Genomic DNA, 19,719 nt, shown 5'->3' with positions numbered 1-19,719 from the left:
AAGCGGCTGTAAAATCCTCCCCTGCAAGGTTCGGCAGAGGCACGCGACTCTGCCGAAGGGACCACGAAGTGGTGGAGGGGTGTCACGCTATCGAGAGGGGGATACCCCTCCGTCTGGCCTTCGGCCAGCCACCTCCCCTTGCAGGTGAGGAAGGTCTGGAGGCGACCATTCCAAGACGTTGATCCATGATGCCCCGCTTCCCGGAAACGGACATTCCATTTAGCGACTATTATGGCCAAAAGGGATGGATGGCGGCCATATTGCTGCCCAACTAGCTATGGCATTTTCGTGGGGCTATTCGCTTGTCAGCTTTTACCCGCACGCATAAAATCGGATGTTTTCTAGTGGCGGGACAGCATTAATGACAGCGCGACGGAATTCATCAGATGTAATCATCAAATACCCGCCCGATCCCGAGAAGCTAATTTGACGAAACAGGTGCACGCTTTCGCTAATATCGTCGCGAATCCTGCATGAAACATATCCTTTAAGCGCGGGAGGACGGTTTCGCGCTGGACCTCGATAATCGACTATTGAATTGGCTATATCAACAGCAGGAATGTTCAACACTACATCGATCACATAAATTTCGCCAATCAACGAGTTGTCAGACGCGCGGAGGATCACGCGGCGATGCTCGAGTGCAGTTTCGTGAAATTGGATCATCAGATCCAATAAGTATTTACTTGCTAACAGCACCTGATCCCCGAAAGGGGCCCATAGATCGGGAATATTAGCTTTGGCGGCTTGGCTTTTGAAACGGATATTGGTGTCATTTGGAAGAGAGTTGAGACCGTTGCCGGAACCAAATACCTTCGATCTGCAATCCGATTGGAAATCCCATTCAAAGGCCGGAAGTTTTTCTTCATCCGCACTACGGATGAACCAGTAGCGCTGATCTTGCGGGGCCTTATCCTCGAACACCCGGATGAGGTCATCGGCAGATACTGGGCGCCAAGGCGGGCTCGGCGGTATAACGCGAACGCGCTCGTTTTCTCTAATGTCCGAAGGTATTTGCGGTTCATAGCAGGTGGGCAGCAGCCCTTCGCCAGAAGTTCTGATGATGCGGTCGGGAATTAAGCTCATTCTGAATCCGGCGAGTAGCATGTTGGAAAATGGTCGTAGCACTGAGTTTGTGCCGAAAAAGCATCAGATAGCCTGATATGCAACGCCTGAACCACATCATTCGAACGGTCCAGAGACGACTGCAATGGGGCGTGTGTTGCCGAACGATTTTTCCGCGCATCATCCGCTATCGCCAGTTATCACTCCAAACCTGACCGTCTCAAATCCACCCAAATCTGTCCTACACCCCGCCCACCCTGCTACACCGGGCCAAGGCTCTTTCCCATCGTCCGCGCATCCTCCATCCTCGCACGAAGATTTCCAACGCGCGCACGAAAATGTCACAATGTGCGGGAAATATGCGAAGTTAAGCTCGGCCGATCCTATTTTCGGCCCTTGTGCTTGGGGCGCAGCCGTGGCGCCGCGTCGGACTGGCGGCGGACCAGTTCATAGTCCAGCAGCATGTGCGGCGGGCCATCCTCGCTCTGGGTGCGGCGGCCCTTGATATGGCGCACCAGCAGGTCGACCGCCGCCCGCGACATGGCGCTGATCGGCTGGTGGATGGTGGTCAGCTCCGGCCAGATGGTGGTGGCGAGCGAAGTGTCGTCGAAGCCGCAGACGGTAAGGTCGCCCGGCACGTCCAGCCCGTTGCGATGGGCGATCGCCACCGTCGCGGCGGCCATGTCGTCATTGCTGGCGAAGATGGCGGTCGGCGGATTGTCCCGCGCCAATATATGCTCGGCCGCGTCCAGCCCGGATCGGTAGGTGAAGAAACCCTGTTCCACCAGTGCGTCGTCCAGTGCGATGCCGGCCTCGCCCAGCGCGCGGATATAGCCCTGATACCGTTCCTCGCTGGCGCTCAGGTTCGGATGCCCCTTGATGAAGCCGATGCGGTTATGGCCCAGGCCAATCAGGTGCCGGGTCATTTCATAGGCCGCGCCCCGGTCGTCGATGCTGACCGCGGCCAGGCTGGCCGGCGCATGGCCCGTCGCCACCACGACGGCGGGGATGCCCGCCTCGCGCAGCGCATCGATCATCGCTTCATGGTCGCACAGCGGCGGCGGCAGCACGACGCCGTCGATCCGGCCGCGCACCAGATGGTCGACCACCGCCTTGATCGCGGTTTGCTCGTCCCATTTCTCGACAACCAGGTCGATGCCGGCGCGGCTCGACTGGTCGAGGCTGCCGACCAGGAATTCCGACAGATAGGATGCAGACGGGTTGGAATAGAGCAGGCCGATCCGCGTCTCGTCGCCGCCCGCCAGGCTGCGCGCGGCGGCGCTGGGGGAGTAGTTGAGCGCGGCGATCGCCGCCTCCACCTTCTCCTTGGTCGCCGCCCGCACCACTTGTTCACCGTTGATTACCCGCGACACCGTCATCGGCGACACGCCGGCATGTTTCGCCACATCGTTGATGGTGGGCGCGTTGCGCTGGCGGCGGGAACTTCTGGCTTCCATCAGTTTTTCGGGGCCTTCGACATGGGACTAAACCTCTCTGCTAGCGGGATCATTGCGCAAGCTTAAGTAAAATCTCATTTCGGATGCCCCGGCGCATAGGGGAAGCTCAGCGCCTTGTACCAGTCGAGCGGATGTGCGGGCGCCGCGCTGCCGGCGGGCAGGGGGCGGCCGGACACCGACTGGAAATAGGCGATGCAGGCGTCGCGCCACCATTGCGCTTCGCGATGCTGGATCGCCAGGAAGGTCTCGACCTGGGCGAAGCGCTCGGCATCGACCTGGGGCTTCAGCTTGGCCCAGTCCCGCTGCATCGCTGCCACCGTTTCGACGCCCCGGTCATAATGATGGATGAGGCCGTCCCACAGCGTCTCGCCCGATTGCAGGCGATAATCCCAGGGCAGGTGGTGGAACCACAGTAGCTCGCGTTCCGGCGTGGTCTTCGGATTGTCCAGTTGCTTCGCCAGCGCCGGCGCATATTGGCCGGCGGCATTGCTGCCCGTCCTGGTCCGGTCAAAGCCGATGCCCTGCCTGTCGGCCTTGTGATAATAGACCGGGTTCCATTCGGGCCGTGCCAGTTCCGACACCCAGGGGGCGGGGCCATAATGATGGCCGGTGCCCATGATATGGGCCAGGCCCAGCGGCGTCATATAGTCGACCGCCGCCTCGCGCGATCCCATCATCATCGCGACGATCGGTGCAACCACCCTGGGATCGGGGGAGAAGGTCTGCGCCGCCCATTCGCGCGCGACAGCCTCGGCGGTCAGGTCGGTGTCCCACGCCATGCGACCGAACGCATACCAGTCCGCCTGGTTGAAGATCGACCCGCTCCAGTCGCGGTCGACGCCGATATTGGCGACCCCGGCGATGCCGGTCAGCTTGTGGCCTTCCAGCGATCCGTCGATCACCTTGGCGACGGTCGATCCCTTGCCCCTGGCCAGCGTATCGCTCTTCAGTGTCTCCTCGAACAGCGTGCCGAGATAGGTAAGGTGGGTCGACTGGCCCAGATATTCCTTGGTGATCTGGAATTCCATCATCAGCGGCGTCTTGGGCATCGCGCCGAACAGCGGGTGGAAGGGTTCGCGCGGCTGGAAGTCGATCGCGCCATTCTTCACCTGGACGATGACATTGTCGGCAAACTGGCCGTCGAGCGGCTTGAAGTCGCTATAGGCCTGCTTGGCGCGATCGTCGGGATTGTCATGGGCATAGACGAAGGCGCGCCACATCACGATGCCGCCATGCGGCTTGACCGCGGCCGCCAGCATGTTGGCGCCGTCGGCATGGGTGCGCTTATAATCCTGCGGGCCGGGCTGGCCCTCGCTGTTCGCCTTCACCAGGAAACCGCCGAAATCGGGGATCGCCTTGTAGATTTCGTCGGCCTTGGCCTTCCACCAAGCGGCAACCGCCGGGTCGAGCGGATCGGCGCTTTTCAGGCCATTCAGTTCCATCGGTGCGGTCCATTTGACCGACAGATAGACCTTGATGCCATAGGGGCGGAACAGGTCGGCCAGCGCCGCCGCCTTGGCGATATAGGCCGCCGTCAGGCTGTCCGACTTGGCATTCACATTGTTGAGCACCGTGCCGTTGATGCCCAGCGAGGCATTGGCGCGGGCATAGTCGGTATAGCGCGGCCCCTTATAATCGGGCAGGCGCCACCAGTCCCAGATCGACTGGCCGGCATAGCCGCGCTCGACCGTGCCATCCAGATTGTCCCAATGGTTGAGCAGGCGCAGGCCGATGCGCGGCGCGCTGCGCATATCGATCCGGTCGAGCGCCGCGCCGGTGCGGGCAAGGCGCAGCCAGGCATAGGCGCCGTGCAGCACGCCGACATCGGTCGCGCCGGCAATCACCGTCACCGGCTTGCCCGCGACCGTCATGGTGCGAATCGCATAGCCGTCTGCGCCCAGCCCGTCGGTCGGCACCGATGGCTTGTCCTGCTGCGCGGCCGATTGCAGCAGGATCGCACCTTGCTGCACTGTTGCTGTCAGGGGCACGGTGGTGCCGGTCAGCCCGGCAATGCCGTGCTGCAATTCCCGCCTTGCGATCATCAGGGTAGGGCTGGCCCCGCCGACAATGCTGCGCGCGTTGGCCCCAATCTGTTGGGCAGCGGCGGCATCGGCCGGCGCATTGCGCAACCACAGATCATAACCGTCTTCCGCCAGCGCGCGGGGCGCGCCGATCAAAAGGGCGCTGGCCATGATCCAGCAAAATAGGCGCGCAAACATTCGGTCCTCTCCCCCTTGGCCCGCAGGCAATTTTTTGGTGCATTGCCAACGGTGGCATTGACAAGCTGCTCTTGGGTTGTGATGGTAACGCTATCAGTTGATCGGCGGCAAGCAAAAAGGAAAGCCGCGACAAAATTGGAGAGGGGCGTCGTGATCCGGTCAGTTCAGTTTTTGTGCGCAGCATCAGCGCTGTCGCTGGTGATGGCGGCGCCGCTCACGTCCGTTACGGCCGCGCCCGCGACCGGCCAGTCGGCCCGCCCGCTCTACAAGGATGCGTCCGCCCCGATCGAGGCGCGCGTCGATGATCTGCTGTCGCGCATGACGCTGGATGAAAAGATCGCCCAGATCACCACCGTCTGGACCGACAAGGTGAAGCTGCTGGACGCGCAGGGCGAACTGGACCCCAGCAAGCTCAGCCCGACCTTCCCCAACGGCATCGGCCATTTCACCCGTCCGTCGGACGGGCGCGGCAGTTTCAGCCCGCGCGTCGTGCCCGGTCGCGATCCGCGCCGCACCGTGGCGCTGGTCAATGGCCTGCAGAAATGGGCGGTGACGCAGACCCGGCTCGGCATCCCGATCCTGTTCCATGAGGAAGGGCTACACGGCTATGCCGCCGTCGGCGCCACCAGCTTCCCCCAGTCGATCGCCATGGCGTCGAGCTGGGATCCGGCCATGCTGCGCCAGGTCAATCAGGTGATCGCCCGCGAAATCCGCGCGCGCGGCGTGCCGATGGTGCTCTCGCCGGTGGTCGACATCGCCCGCGACCCGCGCTGGGGCCGGATCGAGGAAACCTATGGCGAGGATCCCTATCTGGTCGGCGAAATGGGCGTTGCGGCGGTGGAGGGGCTTCAGGGCGTTGGCCGTTCGCGCCTGCTGCGCCCCGGCCATGTCTTCGCCACGCTCAAGCATCTGACCGGCCATGGCCAGCCCGAAAGCGGCACCAATATCGGCCCGGCGCCGGTGTCGGAACGCGAACTGCGCGAGAATTTCTTCCCGCCCTTCGAACAGGTGGTGAAGCGCACCGGCATCGAGGCGGTGATGGCCAGCTATAACGAGATTGACGGCGTGCCCAGCCACGCCAATCGCTGGCTGCTGGAAAATATCCTGCGCGAAGAGTGGGGCTTTCGCGGCGCCGTCGTCTCCGATTATTCGGCCGTCGACCAGCTGATGAGCATCCATCATATCGCCGCCAATCTGGAAGAGGCGGCGATGCGCGCGCTCGATGCCGGCGTCGATGCGGACCTGCCCGAGGGCCTGTCCTACGCCTCGCTCGGCAAGCTGGTGCGCGAGGGCAAGGTCAGCGAGGCGAAGGTCGATCTCGCCGTGCGGCGCATGCTGGAGCTGAAGTTCCGCGCCGGCCTGTTTGAAAATCCCTATGCCGACGCCAATGCGGCCGCCGCGATCACCAATAATGAAGATGCCCGCGCGCTCGCCCGCACCGCCGCGCAGCGGTCGATCACCCTGCTCAAGAATGACGGCATGCTGCCGTTGAAGCCCGAAGGCACGATCGCGGTGATCGGCCCCAGCGCGGCGGTCGCGCGGCTGGGCGGCTATTATGGCCAGCCGCCGCACAGCGTCTCGATCCTCGAAGGGATCAAGGCGCGGGTCGGCGCCAAGGCGAACATCGTCTTCGCCCAGGGCGTGAAGATCACCGAGGATGACGACTGGTGGGCCGACAGCGTCACCAAGTCGGACCCGGCCGAAAATCGCAAGCTGATCGCGCAGGCGGTCGAGGCGGCGCGCAATGTCGACCGCATCATCCTGACCTTGGGCGACACCGAACAGTCGAGCCGCGAGGGCTGGGCCGACAATCATCTGGGCGACCGCCCCAGCCTCTACCTCGTCGGCGAGCAGCAGGAGCTGTTCGATGCATTGAAGGCATTGGGCAAGCCGATCACCGTCGTCCTCATCAACGGCCGTCCCGCTTCCACGGTGAAGGTCAGCGAACAGGCCAATGCCATCCTGGAAGGCTGGTATCTGGGCGAGCAGGGCGGCAATGCCGTGGCCGACATCCTGTTCGGCGATGTCAATCCGGGCGGCAAGCTGCCTGTCACCGTCCCGCGCTCGGCCGGCCAGTTGCCGCTCTTCTACAATATGAAGCCCTCGGCCCGGCGCGGCTATCTGTTCGACACCACCGACCCGCTCTATCCCTTCGGCTTCGGCCTCAGTTACACCAGCTTCAGCCTGTCGGCGCCGCGCCTCTCCGCCACCAAGATCGGCACCGGCGGCAAGACCAGCGTCTCGGTCGATGTCCGCAATACCGGCGCGCGCGAAGGGGACGAGGTCGTCCAGCTCTATATCCGCGACAAGGTCAGCTCGGTCACCCGCCCGGTCAAGGAGCTGAAGGGCTTCCAGCGCATCACGCTGAAACCCGGCGAGAGCCGCACCGTCACTTTCACTGTCGGTCCCGAGGCGCTGCAGATGTGGAACGACCAGATGCACCGCGTCGTCGAACCCGGCGATTTCGAGATCATGACCGGCAACAGCTCGGTCGCGCTCCAGTCCACTACCCTGACGGTGCAATAAGCCATGATGACGACCCGCTTCGCCCGCCGCCAGGCCCTTGGTCTGCTCGCCTCCACCTCCGCGCTCGCCGCCGCCCCGCTGGCGGCGAAGGGGAAGGGCGGTCCGCTCTACAAGGATGCGACCGCCCCCATCGACCTGCGCGTGCGCGACCTGCTCGGCCGCATGACCCTGGAGGAAAAGGTCGGCCAGATCATCGCGCTCTGGGCGACCAAGGCCGACATCATGGATGATCTCACCTTCTCGCCGGCCAAGGCGAGCAAGGCCTATCCGGCCAGCTTCGGCCAGATCACCCGCCCGTCCGACCGGCGCGGCGCGCCCAATGGATCGACCCAGGCCGGCGGCGTCGGCGCGCGCTGGCGCACCCCGGCCGATACCGTCGCCTTCATCAACGCCGTCCAGAAATGGGCGGTGGAGGACACCCGCCTCGGCATCCCAGTCCTCTTCCACGAGGAATCGCTCCACGGTTACATGGCGACCGACGCCACCATGTTCCCGATGGCGATCGGCCTTGCCGGTAGTTTCGACCGCCAGCTGATGACCGATGTCCAGTCGGTTATCGCTCGGGAGGTCCGCGCGCGCGGCGTCCATCTCGCCCTCTCGCCGGTGGTCGACATTGCCCGCGACCCGCGCTGGGGCCGGATCGAGGAAACCTTTGGCGAGGATCCCTATCTCTGCGGCGAGATGGGCGTTGCTGCCGTGCTGGGCCTGCAGGGCGAGAGCAAGCAGATCGGCCCGGACAAGGTCATGGCCACGCTCAAGCATATGACCGGCCATGGCCAGCCGCAGGCGGGCGAGAATATCGCGCCCGCGCCGATCAGCGAGCGCGAACTGCGCGAGAATTTCTTCCCGCCCTTCCGTCAGGTGGTGAAGCGCACCGGCATCGCCGCCGTCATGCCCAGCTATAACGAGATTGACGGCGTCCCCAGCCACCAGAACAAGTGGCTGCTCGGCGATATTTTGCGCGGCGAATGGCATTTCGACGGCGCCGTGGTCAGCGACTATGGCGCCGTCCCCGAACTCGACACCATCCACCATGTCCAGCCCGACCTGGAGGCGACGGCCCGTGCCGCGCTCCGCGCCGGGGTCGATTGCGAGCTGCCCGATGGCCTGGCCTATCGCACGCTCGTCGGCCAGGTCCGCGCCGGAAAAGTGCCTCTTGAGGCCGTCAACCTCGCCTGCACGCGGATGTTGACGCTCAAGTTCCGCGCGGGCCTGTTCGAAAATCCCTGGCCGCGTCGCGACTATGATGCGCTCACCGGCAATGCGGAGGCGCGCGCGCTCGCGCTCAAGGCGGCGCACAAGTCGATCGTTCTGCTCAAGAATGACGGCACCTTGCCGCTCAAGCCCGGCGCCCATCGCAAGGTCGCCGTGATCGGCCCCAATGCCGCGATTGCGCGGCTGGGCGGCTATTCCTCGATCCCGCGCCAGGCGGTCTCGCTGCTCGACGGCATCAGGGCGAAGCTCGGCAACCGGGCGGACATCGTCCACGCCCAGGGCGTCTTCATCACCCAGAGCGAGGACCGCTCGGTGGACGAAGTGCTGCTGGCTGACCCCGCGAAGAACCGCCAGCTGATCGCCGAAGCGGTCGAGGTCGCGAAGACCGCCGACATCATCCTGCTGGCCATCGGCGACACCGAACAGACCAGCCGCGAAGGCTTTGCCAAAAACCATCTGGGCGACCGCACCAGCCTCGATCTGGTCGGCGAACAGAATGACCTGTTCGCCGCGATGAAGGCGACCGGAAAGCCGGTGGTGGTGTGCGCCATCAACGGTCGCCCGCCCAGCTATCCGGCCGTGGTCGATGGCGCCAATGCGCTGATCGAATGCTGGTATCCGGGGCAGGAGGGCGGCACGGCCATGGCCGACATATTGTTCGGCGACGTCAATCCGGGTGCCAAGCTGCCGGTCACGGTGGCACGCGACGCCGGCCAGATCCCGATCTTCTACAACCGCAAGCCATCCTCGCGGCGCGGCTATCTCTTCGCCGATGCCAGCCCGCTTTTCCCGTTCGGCTTCGGCCTCAGCTACACCAATTTCGCCTTCGGTCCGCCGCGCCTGTCGGCCAGCCGCATCGGCGTGGGCGGCGACGTGACGGTGGAGGTCGATGTCCGCAATATCGGCGCTGTCGCGGGCGAGGAAGTGGTGCAGCTCTATGTCCATGACCAGACCGCCTCGGTCACGCGCCCGCTCAAGGAATTGAAGGGCTTCGAACGGATCGCGCTGGCGCCCGGCGAAAGCCGCACCGTGCGCCTGACCATCGGCCCGGAGGCCTTCGCGCTGTGGAATCTCGACATGCGCGAAGTGGTCGAACCCGGCCTGTTCGACATCATGGTCGGGCCGGACAGCGCCACGCTTCAGACGGTTACATTGGAGATCGCCTGACGGTATTGGCCTGACCAATATCGTTGAAGGAAATTTGATTATCGCCTATGGCCATGATTGGTCATACCAGTTTTAGGGGAGCATCCATGCCCAAGATTACCGGCGCCAAGGTCATTGTTACCTGCCCTGGCCGCAATTTCGTCACCCTCAAGATCGAGACCGAAGAGGGCGTCTATGGTCTGGGCGATGCGACCCTCAACGGCCGCGAACTCTCCGTCGCCTCCTATCTGCAGGACCATGTCATTCCCTGCCTGATCGGCCGGGACGCGCACCAGATCGAGGATATCTGGCAATATCTCTACAAGGGCGCCTATTGGCGCCGCGGCCCGGTGACGATGTCGGCCATCGCCGCCGTCGATACCGCGCTCTGGGATATCAAGGGCAAGATTGCCGGCCTGCCGGTCTATCAGCTGCTCGGCGGCGCCAGCCGGGAAAGCGTCATGGTTTATGGCCATGCCAATGGCACGACGATCGAGGATACGGTCAAGGTCGCGCTGGAATATCAGGCGCAGGGGTACAAGGCGATCCGCATCCAGTGCGGCGTCCCCGGCATGGCGTCGACCTATGGCGTGTCGAAGGACAAATATTTCTATGAACCCGCCGACGCCGACCTGCCGACCGAAAATGTCTGGAACACCAGCAAATATCTCCGCATCGTCCCCGAATTGTTCAAGGCGGCCCGCGAAGCGCTGGGCTGGGACGTGCATCTGCTGCACGACATCCATCATCGCCTGACCCCGATCGAGGCCGGTCGCCTGGGCAAGGATCTGGAACAATATCGCCCCTTCTGGCTGGAAGATGCGACCCCGGCGGAAAATCAGGACGCGTTCAAGCTGATCCGCCAGCACACCACCACGCCACTGGCCGTGGGCGAGATCTTCAACTCGATCCATGATTGCCGCGAGCTGATCCAGAACCAGCTGATCGACTATATCCGCGCCACCGTGGTCCATGCCGGCGGCATCAGCCATCTGCGCAAGATCGCGAACCTCGCCGATCTCTATCAGGTCCGCACCGGCTGCCACGGCGCGACCGACCTGTCGCCGGTCTGCATGGCCGCCGCGCTCCACTTCGACCTGTCGGTGCCCAATTTCGGGGTGCAGGAATATATGCGCCACACGCCGGAAACCGACGCCGTCTTCCCCCATGCCTATACGTTTGAAAACGGCGCGATGCATCCGGGCGACAAGCCGGGCCTGGGCGTCGACATCGACGAGGAACTGGCCGCCAAATATGAATATAATCGTGCCTTCCTGCCGGTGAACCGGCTCGAAGACGGCACCATGTTCAACTGGTGATCGCTTGACCTGCTTTGGCCACTCCACTCCGTCATCCCCGCGAAAGCGGGGATCCATCTCCTGCCATAGCCCCAATCGCGAGGTCCGGAGGTGGATTCCCGCGCTCGCGGGAATGACGAAACATTGTCGGAGTGGCCAATGACCACCATCCCCAAACCGTCCGGAAAAGTCCGCTGGATCGTCTGCGGCCTGCTCTTTGCGGCGGTGGTGCTGAGCTATATCGACCGGCTTGTCCTGCCGACGCTCAAGCCCGATCTGCAGGCCCGCTATGGCTGGAGCGAGAGCGGCTATGCCGATCTCGCCATCTGGTTCCAGGCCGGATACGGCATCGCCTATGTCGCCTTCGGCCGGCTGATCGACCGGATCGGCGCGCGGGCCGGCTATGCGCTGGCGGTCGGCCTGTGGACGGTCGGCCATGTCATGCACATCTTCTTTACCTCGACCGCCGGCATGCTGTTCGCCCGCATACCGCTGGCGATCGGCGAGGCCGGCACCTTCCCGGCGGCGATCGCCGCCACCAATGAATGGTTTCCCAAGAAGGAACGCGCCTTCGCCATCGGCATCTTCAATGCCGGCTCCAATGTCGGTGCGATCCTGACGCCGCTGATCGTCCCGGTCATTGCGGTCACGCTGGGCTGGCGTTGGGCCTTCATCCTCACCGGCCTGCTGACGGTCTTCTGGCTTGCCGCCTGGCTGACCTTCTATCGCCGCCCGCGCGAAAAGAAGGGGCTGAGCGCCGAGGAACTGGCCTGGATCGAGGCGGACCCGCAGGAACCGGCCCGTCCGGTCAAGTGGCGCACCCTGTTCCGCTATCGCCAGACCTGGGCCTATATGACCTCGCGCTTCCTGATCGATCCGGTCTGGTGGACCTTCCTCTTCTGGCTGCCCGATTTCTTCAACAAGCAATATGGCGTGAAGATGCTGGACTTCGGCCCGCCGCTGATCGCCGTCTATCTGCTGGCCGATGTCGGTTCGGTCGCGGGCGGCTGGCTGTCGTCGCGGCTGATGGGCCGGGGCATGGCCATCAACCGCGCCCGCAAGACGGCGATGTTCTGCGCCGGGCTTTGCGCCCTGCCGATCGCCTTTGCCGCACAGGCGCCCAGCATGTGGATCGCGGTCGGCCTGATCGGCCTCGCCTGCGCCGGGCATCAGGGCTTTTCGGCCAATGTGTATGCGCTACCGGGCGATCTCTTCCCGCGCTGGATGGCGGGGTCGGTGGTCGGCCTTGGTGGTCTTGCCGGCGCGATCGGCGGCATGCTGATGGCCAAGTTCGCCGGCATCATTCTGGAAACCATCGGCAGCTTCCAGCCGATCTTCATCGTCGCATCCTGTGCCTATCTGCTGGCGCTGCTGGTGCTGCACCTTATCGTCCCGCGCTATGCGCCCGTGACTCTCTCGCAAGAGGCTGCCTGATCCTGTGACCCGTCTATCGTCCGCCACGCTCGCCGGCCTGCCCGCCGATATCGTCCGTCCCGGCTATGATCGCGCGGCGGTCCGCCCCGGCGTCGTCCATCTCGGCATCGGCGCCTTCAACCGCGCGCATCAGGCAGTCATCTTCGATGATGCGCTGACCGCCGGCGACCTGCGCTGGGGCGTGATCGCCGCGTCGCTGCGTTCGCCCGGCGTGCGCGACCAGATGATGCCGCAGGACTGCCTCTACACCATGCTGGTGCGCGATGGTTCGGCCGAGCAGGCGCGTATCATCGGCGTGGTCAGCGAGGTGCTGGTCGCGCCGGAAGACCCGGCCGCATTGGTCGCCGCGCTCGCCGCGCCCGACACCCATATCGTCACCCTCACCGTGACCGAAAAGGGCTATAAGCTCGACCCCGCGACCGGCGCCCTGATCGAGGGCGATCCCCAGCTCGCCGCCGACCTTGCCTCGCTCGCCGCGCCGCAGACTGCGCCCGGCTTCCTCGTCGCCGCGCTCGCCGCGCGACGGGCCGCGGGCCTGCCGCCCTTTACCGCGATCAGCTGCGACAATCTGCCGCACAATGGCACCCGGCTGCGCAACGCCGTGCTCGCGCTCGCTGGGCGGCATGACCCGGCGCTGGCCGACTGGATCGCGGCGGAGGGGGCCTTCCCCGAAACCATGGTCGACCGCATCGTCCCCGCCACCACCGACGCCGACATCGCCGCGCTCGCCGACCGGCTGGGGGTGGAAGACCAGGCCATGGTCAAGACCGAACCCTTCCTGCAATGGGTGATTGAGGATAAATTCTGCGGCCCGCGCCCGGATTTCGGCGCCGGGGTTCAGGTCACCGCCGCCGTCGCCCCCTGGGAGGAGGCGAAGCTGCGCCTGCTCAACGGCGCGCATAGCGGCATCGCCTATCTCGGCGGTCTCGCCGGCATCGACCATGTCCACGAAGTGCTGGCGCTGTCCGAAGCCCGGCATTTCGTCGAAAGTCTGTGGGACGAGGCGCAGACCACCTTGTCGCCGCCGCCCGAACTGGACGTCGCCGCCTATCGCCGCGAGCTGATGGCGCGTTTCGACAATCCGACCCTGCAGCATCGCACTCGCCAGATCGCGATGGACGGATCGCAGAAGCTGCCCCAGCGCCTGCTCGCAACCATCGCCGCGCGGCTGTCGGCAGGGCAGGGGATCGATGCCCTGTCGCTCGCCGTCGCCGCCTGGGTCCGCTGGCAGGCCGGTGTCGATGATCGGGGCGAGGCCCATGTCGTCGACGATCCGCTCGCCGCCGCCATCGCTGCCCGCCTTGCCGACGCCCCTTCCACAGAGGCACGGGTTGACGCCATCCTCGCCTTCGACGCCGTGGTGCCCGCCGACCTTGCCGGCAATGCCGTCTTCCGCGCCGCGCTGATCCGCTGGCTCGCCATCCTCGAAGCCGACGGCGCCCGCGCCGCGCTCGCCCAGCTCTGACGGAGCCGCTGATGAAGACCCTGCGCACCATCCTGCTCGCCTCCTGTCTGCTCAGCCCGGCCACCTTGCTGGCCGCGCCGCGCGACAGCGTCTCGATCAGCCGCGACTGGCGCTTTACCAAGGGCGATCCCGCCGGCCTGACCGAGGATTTGCGCTATGATGTCCGTCCGCCGATCGAGGATGCCGGCGACGGCAAGGTGGCCGACGCCCGTCCCGACGCGGCGGTGCAGGTGGACGATAGCGGCGCCCGCGTGCTGAAACCCTGGATCCTGCCCAGCGCCAACCCCTTCATCGCCGATCCCGCCAAACATCATGTCCGCCCCGCCGGCAATCCTGGCGGCACCGTCTCCTATGTCCAGCCCGGCTTCGACGACAGCGGCTGGACCCATGTCGACCTGCCGCACGACTGGGCGATCGCTGACCCCTTCATCAAGGACGGCCCCTATGGCGGCATGGGCCGCCTGCCCAGCTGGGGCATTGGCTGGTATCGCAAGGCGCTGACCATCCCCGCCAGCGACAAGGGCAAGTCGATCTTCCTCGATGTCGAAGGGGCGATGTCCTACGCCACCGTCTGGCTGAATGGTCGGCTCGTCGGCGGCTGGCCCTATGGCTATAACAGCTTCCGCCTCGACCTTACCCCCTATGCGGTGCCGGGCGGGCAGAACCAGCTGGTGATCCGGCTCGACAATCCCCAGGCCTCGGCCCGCTGGTATCCGGGCGGCGGCCTCTATCGCGACATCTATCTCACCACCACCAACAAGGTCCATGTCGGCCAGTGGGGCAGCATCGTCCGCACACCGCAGGTCAGCAAGGCACAGGCCAGCGTCGACCTCAGCCTCACCCTCGACAATGACGGCGACACCCCGGCGCAGGTCGAGGTCGCGACCGCTTTCTATGCGATCGACGCCAGCGGCAAGCGCATCGGCCGCCCCGTCGCCAACATCGCCCGCCAGTCCACCAGCATCGCCCCCCATGGCAAGGCGGAGCTGAAGGGCAGCACGATCCTCAGCAACCCGCGCCTCTGGGGGCCGCCGCCCACGCAAGCGCCCAACCGCTATGTCGCCGTCTCGACCGTGACCCAGGGCGGCAAGCTGATCGACAGCTACGAGACCCGCTTCGGCGTGCGCGACATCAAGTTCGATCCCGACAAGGGCGTGATCGTCAATGGCGAGCAGATCCCGCTGCGCGGCGTCAACAATCATCATGATCTCGGCGCGATCGGCGCCGCCTTCAACGCCCGCGCGGCCGAGCGCCAGCTCGAAATATTGCGCGACATGGGCACCAACGCCGTGCGCATGAGTCATAATCCGCCCGCGCCCGAACTGCTCGAACTCACCGACCGCATGGGCTTCCTGGTGATGGACGAAGTGTTCGACAGCTGGGAAAAGAAGAAGACCCCGCACGATTTCCACCTGATCTTCCCCGACTGGCATGAGGCCGACGCGCGCGCCATGCTGCGCCGCGACCGCAACCATCCCTCGATCATCATCTGGAGCATCGGCAACGAGGTCGGCGAACAATATGATGGCGAGGCGGGGGCGAAGATCGGCCGCGAACTGGTCGCCATCGCCCATCAGGAAGACCCGACCCGTCCCGCCACCAGCGCGATGAACTATGCCAAGGCGGACATGCTGCTGCCGACCACCGTGGACGTCATCAGCCTCAATTATCAGGGCGCCGGCATTCGCGGCATCGTCGGCCAATATCCCGCCTTCCGCGCGAAATTCCCGGACAAGCTCATCCTGTCCACCGAAAGCGCCTCGGCCCTTTCCAGCCGCGGCGAATATATGTTCCCGGTCGCCGGCGCGATCAGCGGGCCGGTCCGTCCCTGGTCGGGCGGCAATCCCGACACGCATCAGGTGTCCGCCTATGAGATGCATGCCGCCGATTTCGGCTCCTCGCCCGATCGGGTCTGGGCCGCCGATGACCAGAACCCCTATGTCGCGGGCGAGTTCGTCTGGACCGGCTTCGATTATCTCGGCGAACCGACCCCCTATTACACGTCGCGCAGTTCCTATTCCGGCATCCTCGATCTCGCCGGTTTCCCCAAGGACCGCTTCTGGCTCTACCAGGCGCGCTGGCGGCCCGACCTCAAATTCGCGCATATCCTGCCGCACTGGACCTGGCCGGACCGCGTCGGCCAGATCACGCCCGTCCATGTCTTTTCCTCGGCCGACGAGGCGGAGCTGTTCGTCAACGGCAAGTCGCAGGGCAAGGTCAAGAAGCGCGATTATGAATATCGCTTCCGCTGGGACTATGTCGTCTATGAACCGGGCGAGGTGAAGGTCGTTACCTGGAAGAAGGGCCAGCCCTGGGCGACCGAGACGATCCGTACCGTGGGCGAGGCGGCGAAACTGTCGCTGACCGCCGATCGCAGCGCCATTGCCGATGATGGTCGCGACCTCAGTTTCGTGACGCTCAAGGTCCTCGACAAGGACGGCAATGTCGTCCCGGCCGCCAAGCAGGACATCCGCTTCTCGATCGAGGGACCGGGCGAGATCATTGCCACCGACAATGGCGACCCGACCGATCTGACCGCCTTTCCGTCGAAAGATCGCAAGGCTTTCAATGGCCTGGCGCTGGTGATCGTGAAGGCCAAGCCGGGCGAGAAGGGGCGGGTAACCGTCCGCGCCAGCGCGCCGGGCCTGACCGCGGCGCAGGCCGTCATCAGCACAAATGCCACAGTCCGCTGAAAATTAATAACGTTACCATTTTCACCCGTCCCATATCTTGACAATTGGGACGGGCACTTTATTGGTCTGCATCTGATAGCGCTACCAGATACGCCCACCGGATAGTCGGGGGCAGCGCTCGGGGAGAGGTTGTATGAACGTTTCACGCCACCATAATATCCGTGCGGCCCTGTTCGCCGCATCCGCCTTCGGCGCGCTGGGCCTGGCCCAGGCCGCCGCCGCGCAGGATGCCGCTGCACCGGCCGAAACCGCCGCCGCGCCGCAGGACAGCGAAACCGCCGACATCGTCGTCACCGGTATCCGCGCCTCGCTGGAAAGCGCCACCAACGCCAAGAAGAATGCGGTTGCGTTTGGCGACTCGATCTTCGCGGAAGATATCGGCAAGCTGCCCGCCACCAACCTCGCTGAAACGCTGAACCGCATGCCCGGCGTGCGCCTCAATCGCGACATCAACGGCGAAGGCACCCAGGTCGCGATCCGCGGCCTTGGCCCCAGCTTCACCCGCGTGCTGCTCAACGGTTCGCAGCTTCAGGTCGCATCGGATGGCGGCACTAACGGCGGCAGCGCCAACCGCGAAGTCGATCTCGACTTCTTCCCGTCGGAACTCTTCACCCGCCTCGACCTCGCCAAGAGCCCGTCGCCCTCGACGCTCGAAGGCGGCATCGCCGGCACCGTCAACCTGCGCAATGCCCGTCCCTTCGACAAGGAAGGCACCCATGTCACCGTCGTGGCGCAGGGCCAATATACCGACAATAACGACAAGTTCAGCCCGCGCGGCGCGATCGTCGCCAGCCACACCACCGACACGTTCGGCATCCTCGTCGGCGTTGCCGGGGTGAAGACCAAGACCCGCGTCGATGGCTTTGAATCGGTCGGCTGGACCGACGGTAATCTCGGCACCGGCGACGCCGGCGGCAATAATTTCTCCTGGGCCTCGGTCGTTCCCAACAATACCGGCCATGGCCTGGTCGCCGGCCAGCCGGTCGATGTCGTCGCCACTTCTGGCCTGACCCGCGACCAGCTCAGCACCGCGCTGATCCCGCGTCTCGGCCGCAAGAGCCTGACCGAAGGCGATCGCTCGCGCATCTCGGCGCTGGCCTCGCTCGAATGGCGCCCGTCGGACGAGCTGCATTTCGCCCTGGACGGCATCTGGGCCAAGTCCAAGCGTGATTACAGCAAGGTCAACATGAATTGGCAGGTCCGCAACTCGGGGCCGGGCACCAGCGCCCAGTCGACTGGTGGCATGGTGCCGATCGACCTGACCGTCGATGACAATGGCGTCGTCACCAGCGGCACCTTCGCCAACTCCTCCTATTTCCTCGAAGCCAGCCTGTTCAAGCAGACGACCAAATTCTGGAACGTCAACCCGAGCGTCAGCTGGCAGCCGACCGAGGATCTGAAGGTCGACCTCAGCGCCAACTGGTCGAAGAGCCGCTTCTTCCGCGAACAGCCGACCTGGGCGTTCCAGACCACGCCGCAGTCGGGCGTCGAAACCTATTATGACAATACCGGTGGCGACTATCCGTCGATCACCAGCAATCTCGACCTCAACGATCCGAACAATGGCAGCTGGCAATGGTATCGCCAGAATATCCAGCTGGTCCGTCGCAAGACAGAGACCAAGGGCGCGCATCTCGACGTGACCTATGGCGATGACATGTTCAACGTGAAGGTCGGCGGCGCCTATGATCAGGCGACCCGTTCGATCCGCGCCTATGACAACAGCACCGCCTATCAGCTGTCGGTCTGCGGCACTGGCTGCACCGGCGCCACCGGCACCGTGCCGACCAGCGCCATCGCTCAGTATCTGCGCAGTTCCTCGACCGCCGGCTTCATCGTGCCGGACTTCGATGCGCTCAAGCAGGCCACCAACTATGCCAGCTATCGCGACAGCGCGCCCGAGGCGCGCGGGGCCGTCACCGGCGGTGCGACCGGCGACATGGATGAAAAGGTCTGGGGTGCCTATTTCGAACTGAACGGCGTCACGACCATTGCCGGCCGCGACCTGCACATCAACACCGGCATGCGCTACGCCCACACCGACCAGCTGGTCGTCGGACCGAGCCAGGTCGGCACGGAGATCGTCGACATCACCTCGTCCTCGACCTACGAGAATTTCCTGCCGTCGATCAATCTGACCTATGATGTCGCCGACAATGTGAAGCTGCGTGCGTCGGCCTCGCGGACGATGACCCGCCCGGATGCCGGCGCGATCCTGCCGGGCATCACCTTCTCCGATCCTTCGGCGCTGACTGCCACGGCGGGCAATCCGAACCTCAAGCCCTACACCTCGGACAATTATGACCTGGGCGGCGAAATCTACACCGGCGGCATCGGTTATGTCGGCGTGTCGCTGTTCATGAAGAATATCCAGGGCTTCACCGTCACCACCTCCGAACAGGTTGCCTTCGGGTCGCTCAACATTCCGTTCGACAGCCTGATCTCGACGCAGCAGAACGCCCTCAACGACCGGTCGCTCCAGACCGGCATCCCGGTCGCTCAGCTGCCGATCACCGTGAACCGTCCGGTCAACCTGCGCGATCTCAAGATCAAGGGTATCGAAGCGACCTGGGTCCAGCCGCTCGACTTCCTGGTGAAGGGCCTCGGCTTCTCGGCCAACGGCACTTACCTGAAGCAGTCCTCCTCCTCGGGTCTGGTCGCGACCGGCGTGTCGCCCTGGAGCTACAACCTGCAGGGCTTCTATGAAAATGGCGGTCTGTCGGTCAGCGTGAACTATGTCTGGAATGACGAGGCGATCGCCGTGAACGGTCCGCAGAACGGCATCAACGGCGCCGACCTCAAGTCCGACGCCCGTGGCCAGCTCGACATGTCGGCCGGCTATCAGCTGCCCTTCTTCAACAAGGCGCTGCGCCTAACGCTCGATGTGCTGAACATCACCGACGAGCCGATCCGCACCACCTTCGAATATTCGAACGCGGCCTATTCGGTCTATTATCCCGGTCGCACCGTGCTGGCCGGTATCCGGGCCAACTTCTGATCCTCCCCCAGGGATGCACTGACAGGGCCGGCGGCAACGCCGGCCCTTTTTCTTGGAAGTGGTTGGGACCGCGGCTCGGCATAGGGCAGGGGCCTTCCAATGTTGGAGGATATTTGGTCTACCCTTGGCCATGAACCCGTCTTCGCGGACGCCTTTGCCATGACCTCGTCGTGACCCGGTCGTCGCGTCCCTGTCGCCTTATG

The 19,719-nt window shown here is 64.4% G+C and carries 10 protein-coding genes; 7 read left to right on the top strand and 3 right to left on the bottom strand.

The annotated features are described in order from the left end of the window. Positions 1-312: 312 nt before the first annotated feature. The 3 genes from JQK15_RS10840 to JQK15_RS10830 form a co-directional block, all read right to left on the bottom strand. The gene (locus JQK15_RS10840) at positions 313-1,086 is read right to left on the bottom strand and encodes an imm11 family protein (RefSeq protein ID WP_214865459.1); all 774 of its coding nucleotides are present in this window, start codon (positions 1,084-1,086) and stop codon (positions 313-315) included. A 362-nt stretch (positions 1,087-1,448) separates the two neighbouring features. Further along, the gene (locus tag JQK15_RS10835) at positions 1,449-2,522 is read right to left on the bottom strand and encodes a LacI family DNA-binding transcriptional regulator (RefSeq protein WP_214865457.1); all 1,074 of its coding nucleotides are present in this window, start codon (positions 2,520-2,522) and stop codon (positions 1,449-1,451) included. Between the two features lie 74 nt (positions 2,523-2,596). Next, positions 2,597-4,741, bottom strand: coding sequence for an alpha-glucuronidase family glycosyl hydrolase (locus tag JQK15_RS10830; protein ID WP_214865455.1), 2,145 nt, complete (start codon positions 4,739-4,741; stop codon positions 2,597-2,599). Positions 4,742-4,942: 201 nt separating this feature from the next. Between JQK15_RS10830 and JQK15_RS10825 the strand changes: the two genes are divergently transcribed. The 7 genes from JQK15_RS10825 (at position 4,943) to JQK15_RS10795 (ending at position 19,516) form a co-directional block, all read left to right on the top strand. Then, on the top strand, positions 4,943-7,267 hold the full coding sequence (locus tag JQK15_RS10825) for a glycoside hydrolase family 3 N-terminal domain-containing protein (protein WP_251007710.1): 2,325 nt from the start codon (positions 4,943-4,945) through the stop codon (positions 7,265-7,267). A gap of 3 nt (positions 7,268-7,270) precedes the next feature. Next, complete coding sequence (locus tag JQK15_RS10820; protein WP_214865451.1) at positions 7,271-9,649, top strand: glycoside hydrolase family 3 N-terminal domain-containing protein; 2,379 nt, start codon at positions 7,271-7,273, stop codon at positions 9,647-9,649. Between the two features lie 86 nt (positions 9,650-9,735). Beyond that, positions 9,736-10,947: a D-mannonate dehydratase ManD gene (manD, locus tag JQK15_RS10815; RefSeq protein ID WP_004211435.1), complete on the top strand. Its 1,212-nt coding sequence runs from the start codon at positions 9,736-9,738 to the stop codon at positions 10,945-10,947. Positions 10,948-11,085: 138 nt separating this feature from the next. Next, positions 11,086-12,360, top strand: a complete 1,275-nt coding sequence (locus JQK15_RS10810; protein WP_214865449.1) for an MFS transporter — start codon at positions 11,086-11,088, stop codon at positions 12,358-12,360. 4 nt (positions 12,361-12,364) lie between these two features. Next, positions 12,365-13,825, top strand: a complete 1,461-nt coding sequence (locus tag JQK15_RS10805) for a mannitol dehydrogenase family protein (protein ID WP_214865447.1) — start codon at positions 12,365-12,367, stop codon at positions 13,823-13,825. A gap of 11 nt (positions 13,826-13,836) precedes the next feature. Next, positions 13,837-16,518 carry a beta-galactosidase GalB gene (galB, locus tag JQK15_RS10800; protein WP_214865445.1) on the top strand — a complete coding sequence of 894 codons (2,682 nt, stop codon included), beginning with the start codon at positions 13,837-13,839 and terminating at the stop codon, positions 16,516-16,518. A gap of 133 nt (positions 16,519-16,651) precedes the next feature. Continuing rightward, positions 16,652-19,516 (top strand): TonB-dependent receptor, encoded by a 2,865-nt coding sequence (locus JQK15_RS10795; RefSeq protein WP_169861460.1) that lies wholly within the window; start codon positions 16,652-16,654, stop codon positions 19,514-19,516. The last annotated feature ends 203 nt before the right edge of the window (positions 19,517-19,719 follow it).

It is taken from the genome of Sphingobium sp. BHU LFT2, from assembly GCF_018604485.1.
Classification (GTDB): domain Bacteria; phylum Pseudomonadota; class Alphaproteobacteria; order Sphingomonadales; family Sphingomonadaceae; genus Sphingobium; species Sphingobium yanoikuyae_A.
The sequence above is the reverse complement of the archived record's forward strand: the minus strand, read 5'-3'. Positions and strand labels throughout refer to the sequence as shown.

What these genes read in the sequence shown, in the direction of transcription:
- JQK15_RS10840 (WP_214865459.1), bottom strand. Translation starts at nt 1,086, where the DNA reads ATGAGCTTAATTCCCGACCGCATCATCAGAACTTCTGGCGAAGGGCTG.
- JQK15_RS10835 (WP_214865457.1), bottom strand. Translation starts at nt 2,522, where the DNA reads ATGGAAGCCAGAAGTTCCCGCCGCCAGCGCAACGCGCCCACCATCAAC.
- JQK15_RS10830 (WP_214865455.1), bottom strand. Translation starts at nt 4,741, where the DNA reads ATGTTTGCGCGCCTATTTTGCTGGATCATGGCCAGCGCCCTTTTGATC.
- JQK15_RS10825 (WP_251007710.1), top strand. Translation starts at nt 4,943, where the DNA reads ATGGCGGCGCCGCTCACGTCCGTTACGGCCGCGCCCGCGACCGGCCAG.
- JQK15_RS10820 (WP_214865451.1), top strand. Translation starts at nt 7,271, where the DNA reads ATGATGACGACCCGCTTCGCCCGCCGCCAGGCCCTTGGTCTGCTCGCC.
- manD (WP_004211435.1), top strand. Translation starts at nt 9,736, where the DNA reads ATGCCCAAGATTACCGGCGCCAAGGTCATTGTTACCTGCCCTGGCCGC.
- JQK15_RS10810 (WP_214865449.1), top strand. Translation starts at nt 11,086, where the DNA reads ATGACCACCATCCCCAAACCGTCCGGAAAAGTCCGCTGGATCGTCTGC.
- galB (WP_214865445.1), top strand. Translation starts at nt 13,837, where the DNA reads ATGAAGACCCTGCGCACCATCCTGCTCGCCTCCTGTCTGCTCAGCCCG.
- JQK15_RS10795 (WP_169861460.1), top strand. Translation starts at nt 16,652, where the DNA reads ATGAACGTTTCACGCCACCATAATATCCGTGCGGCCCTGTTCGCCGCA.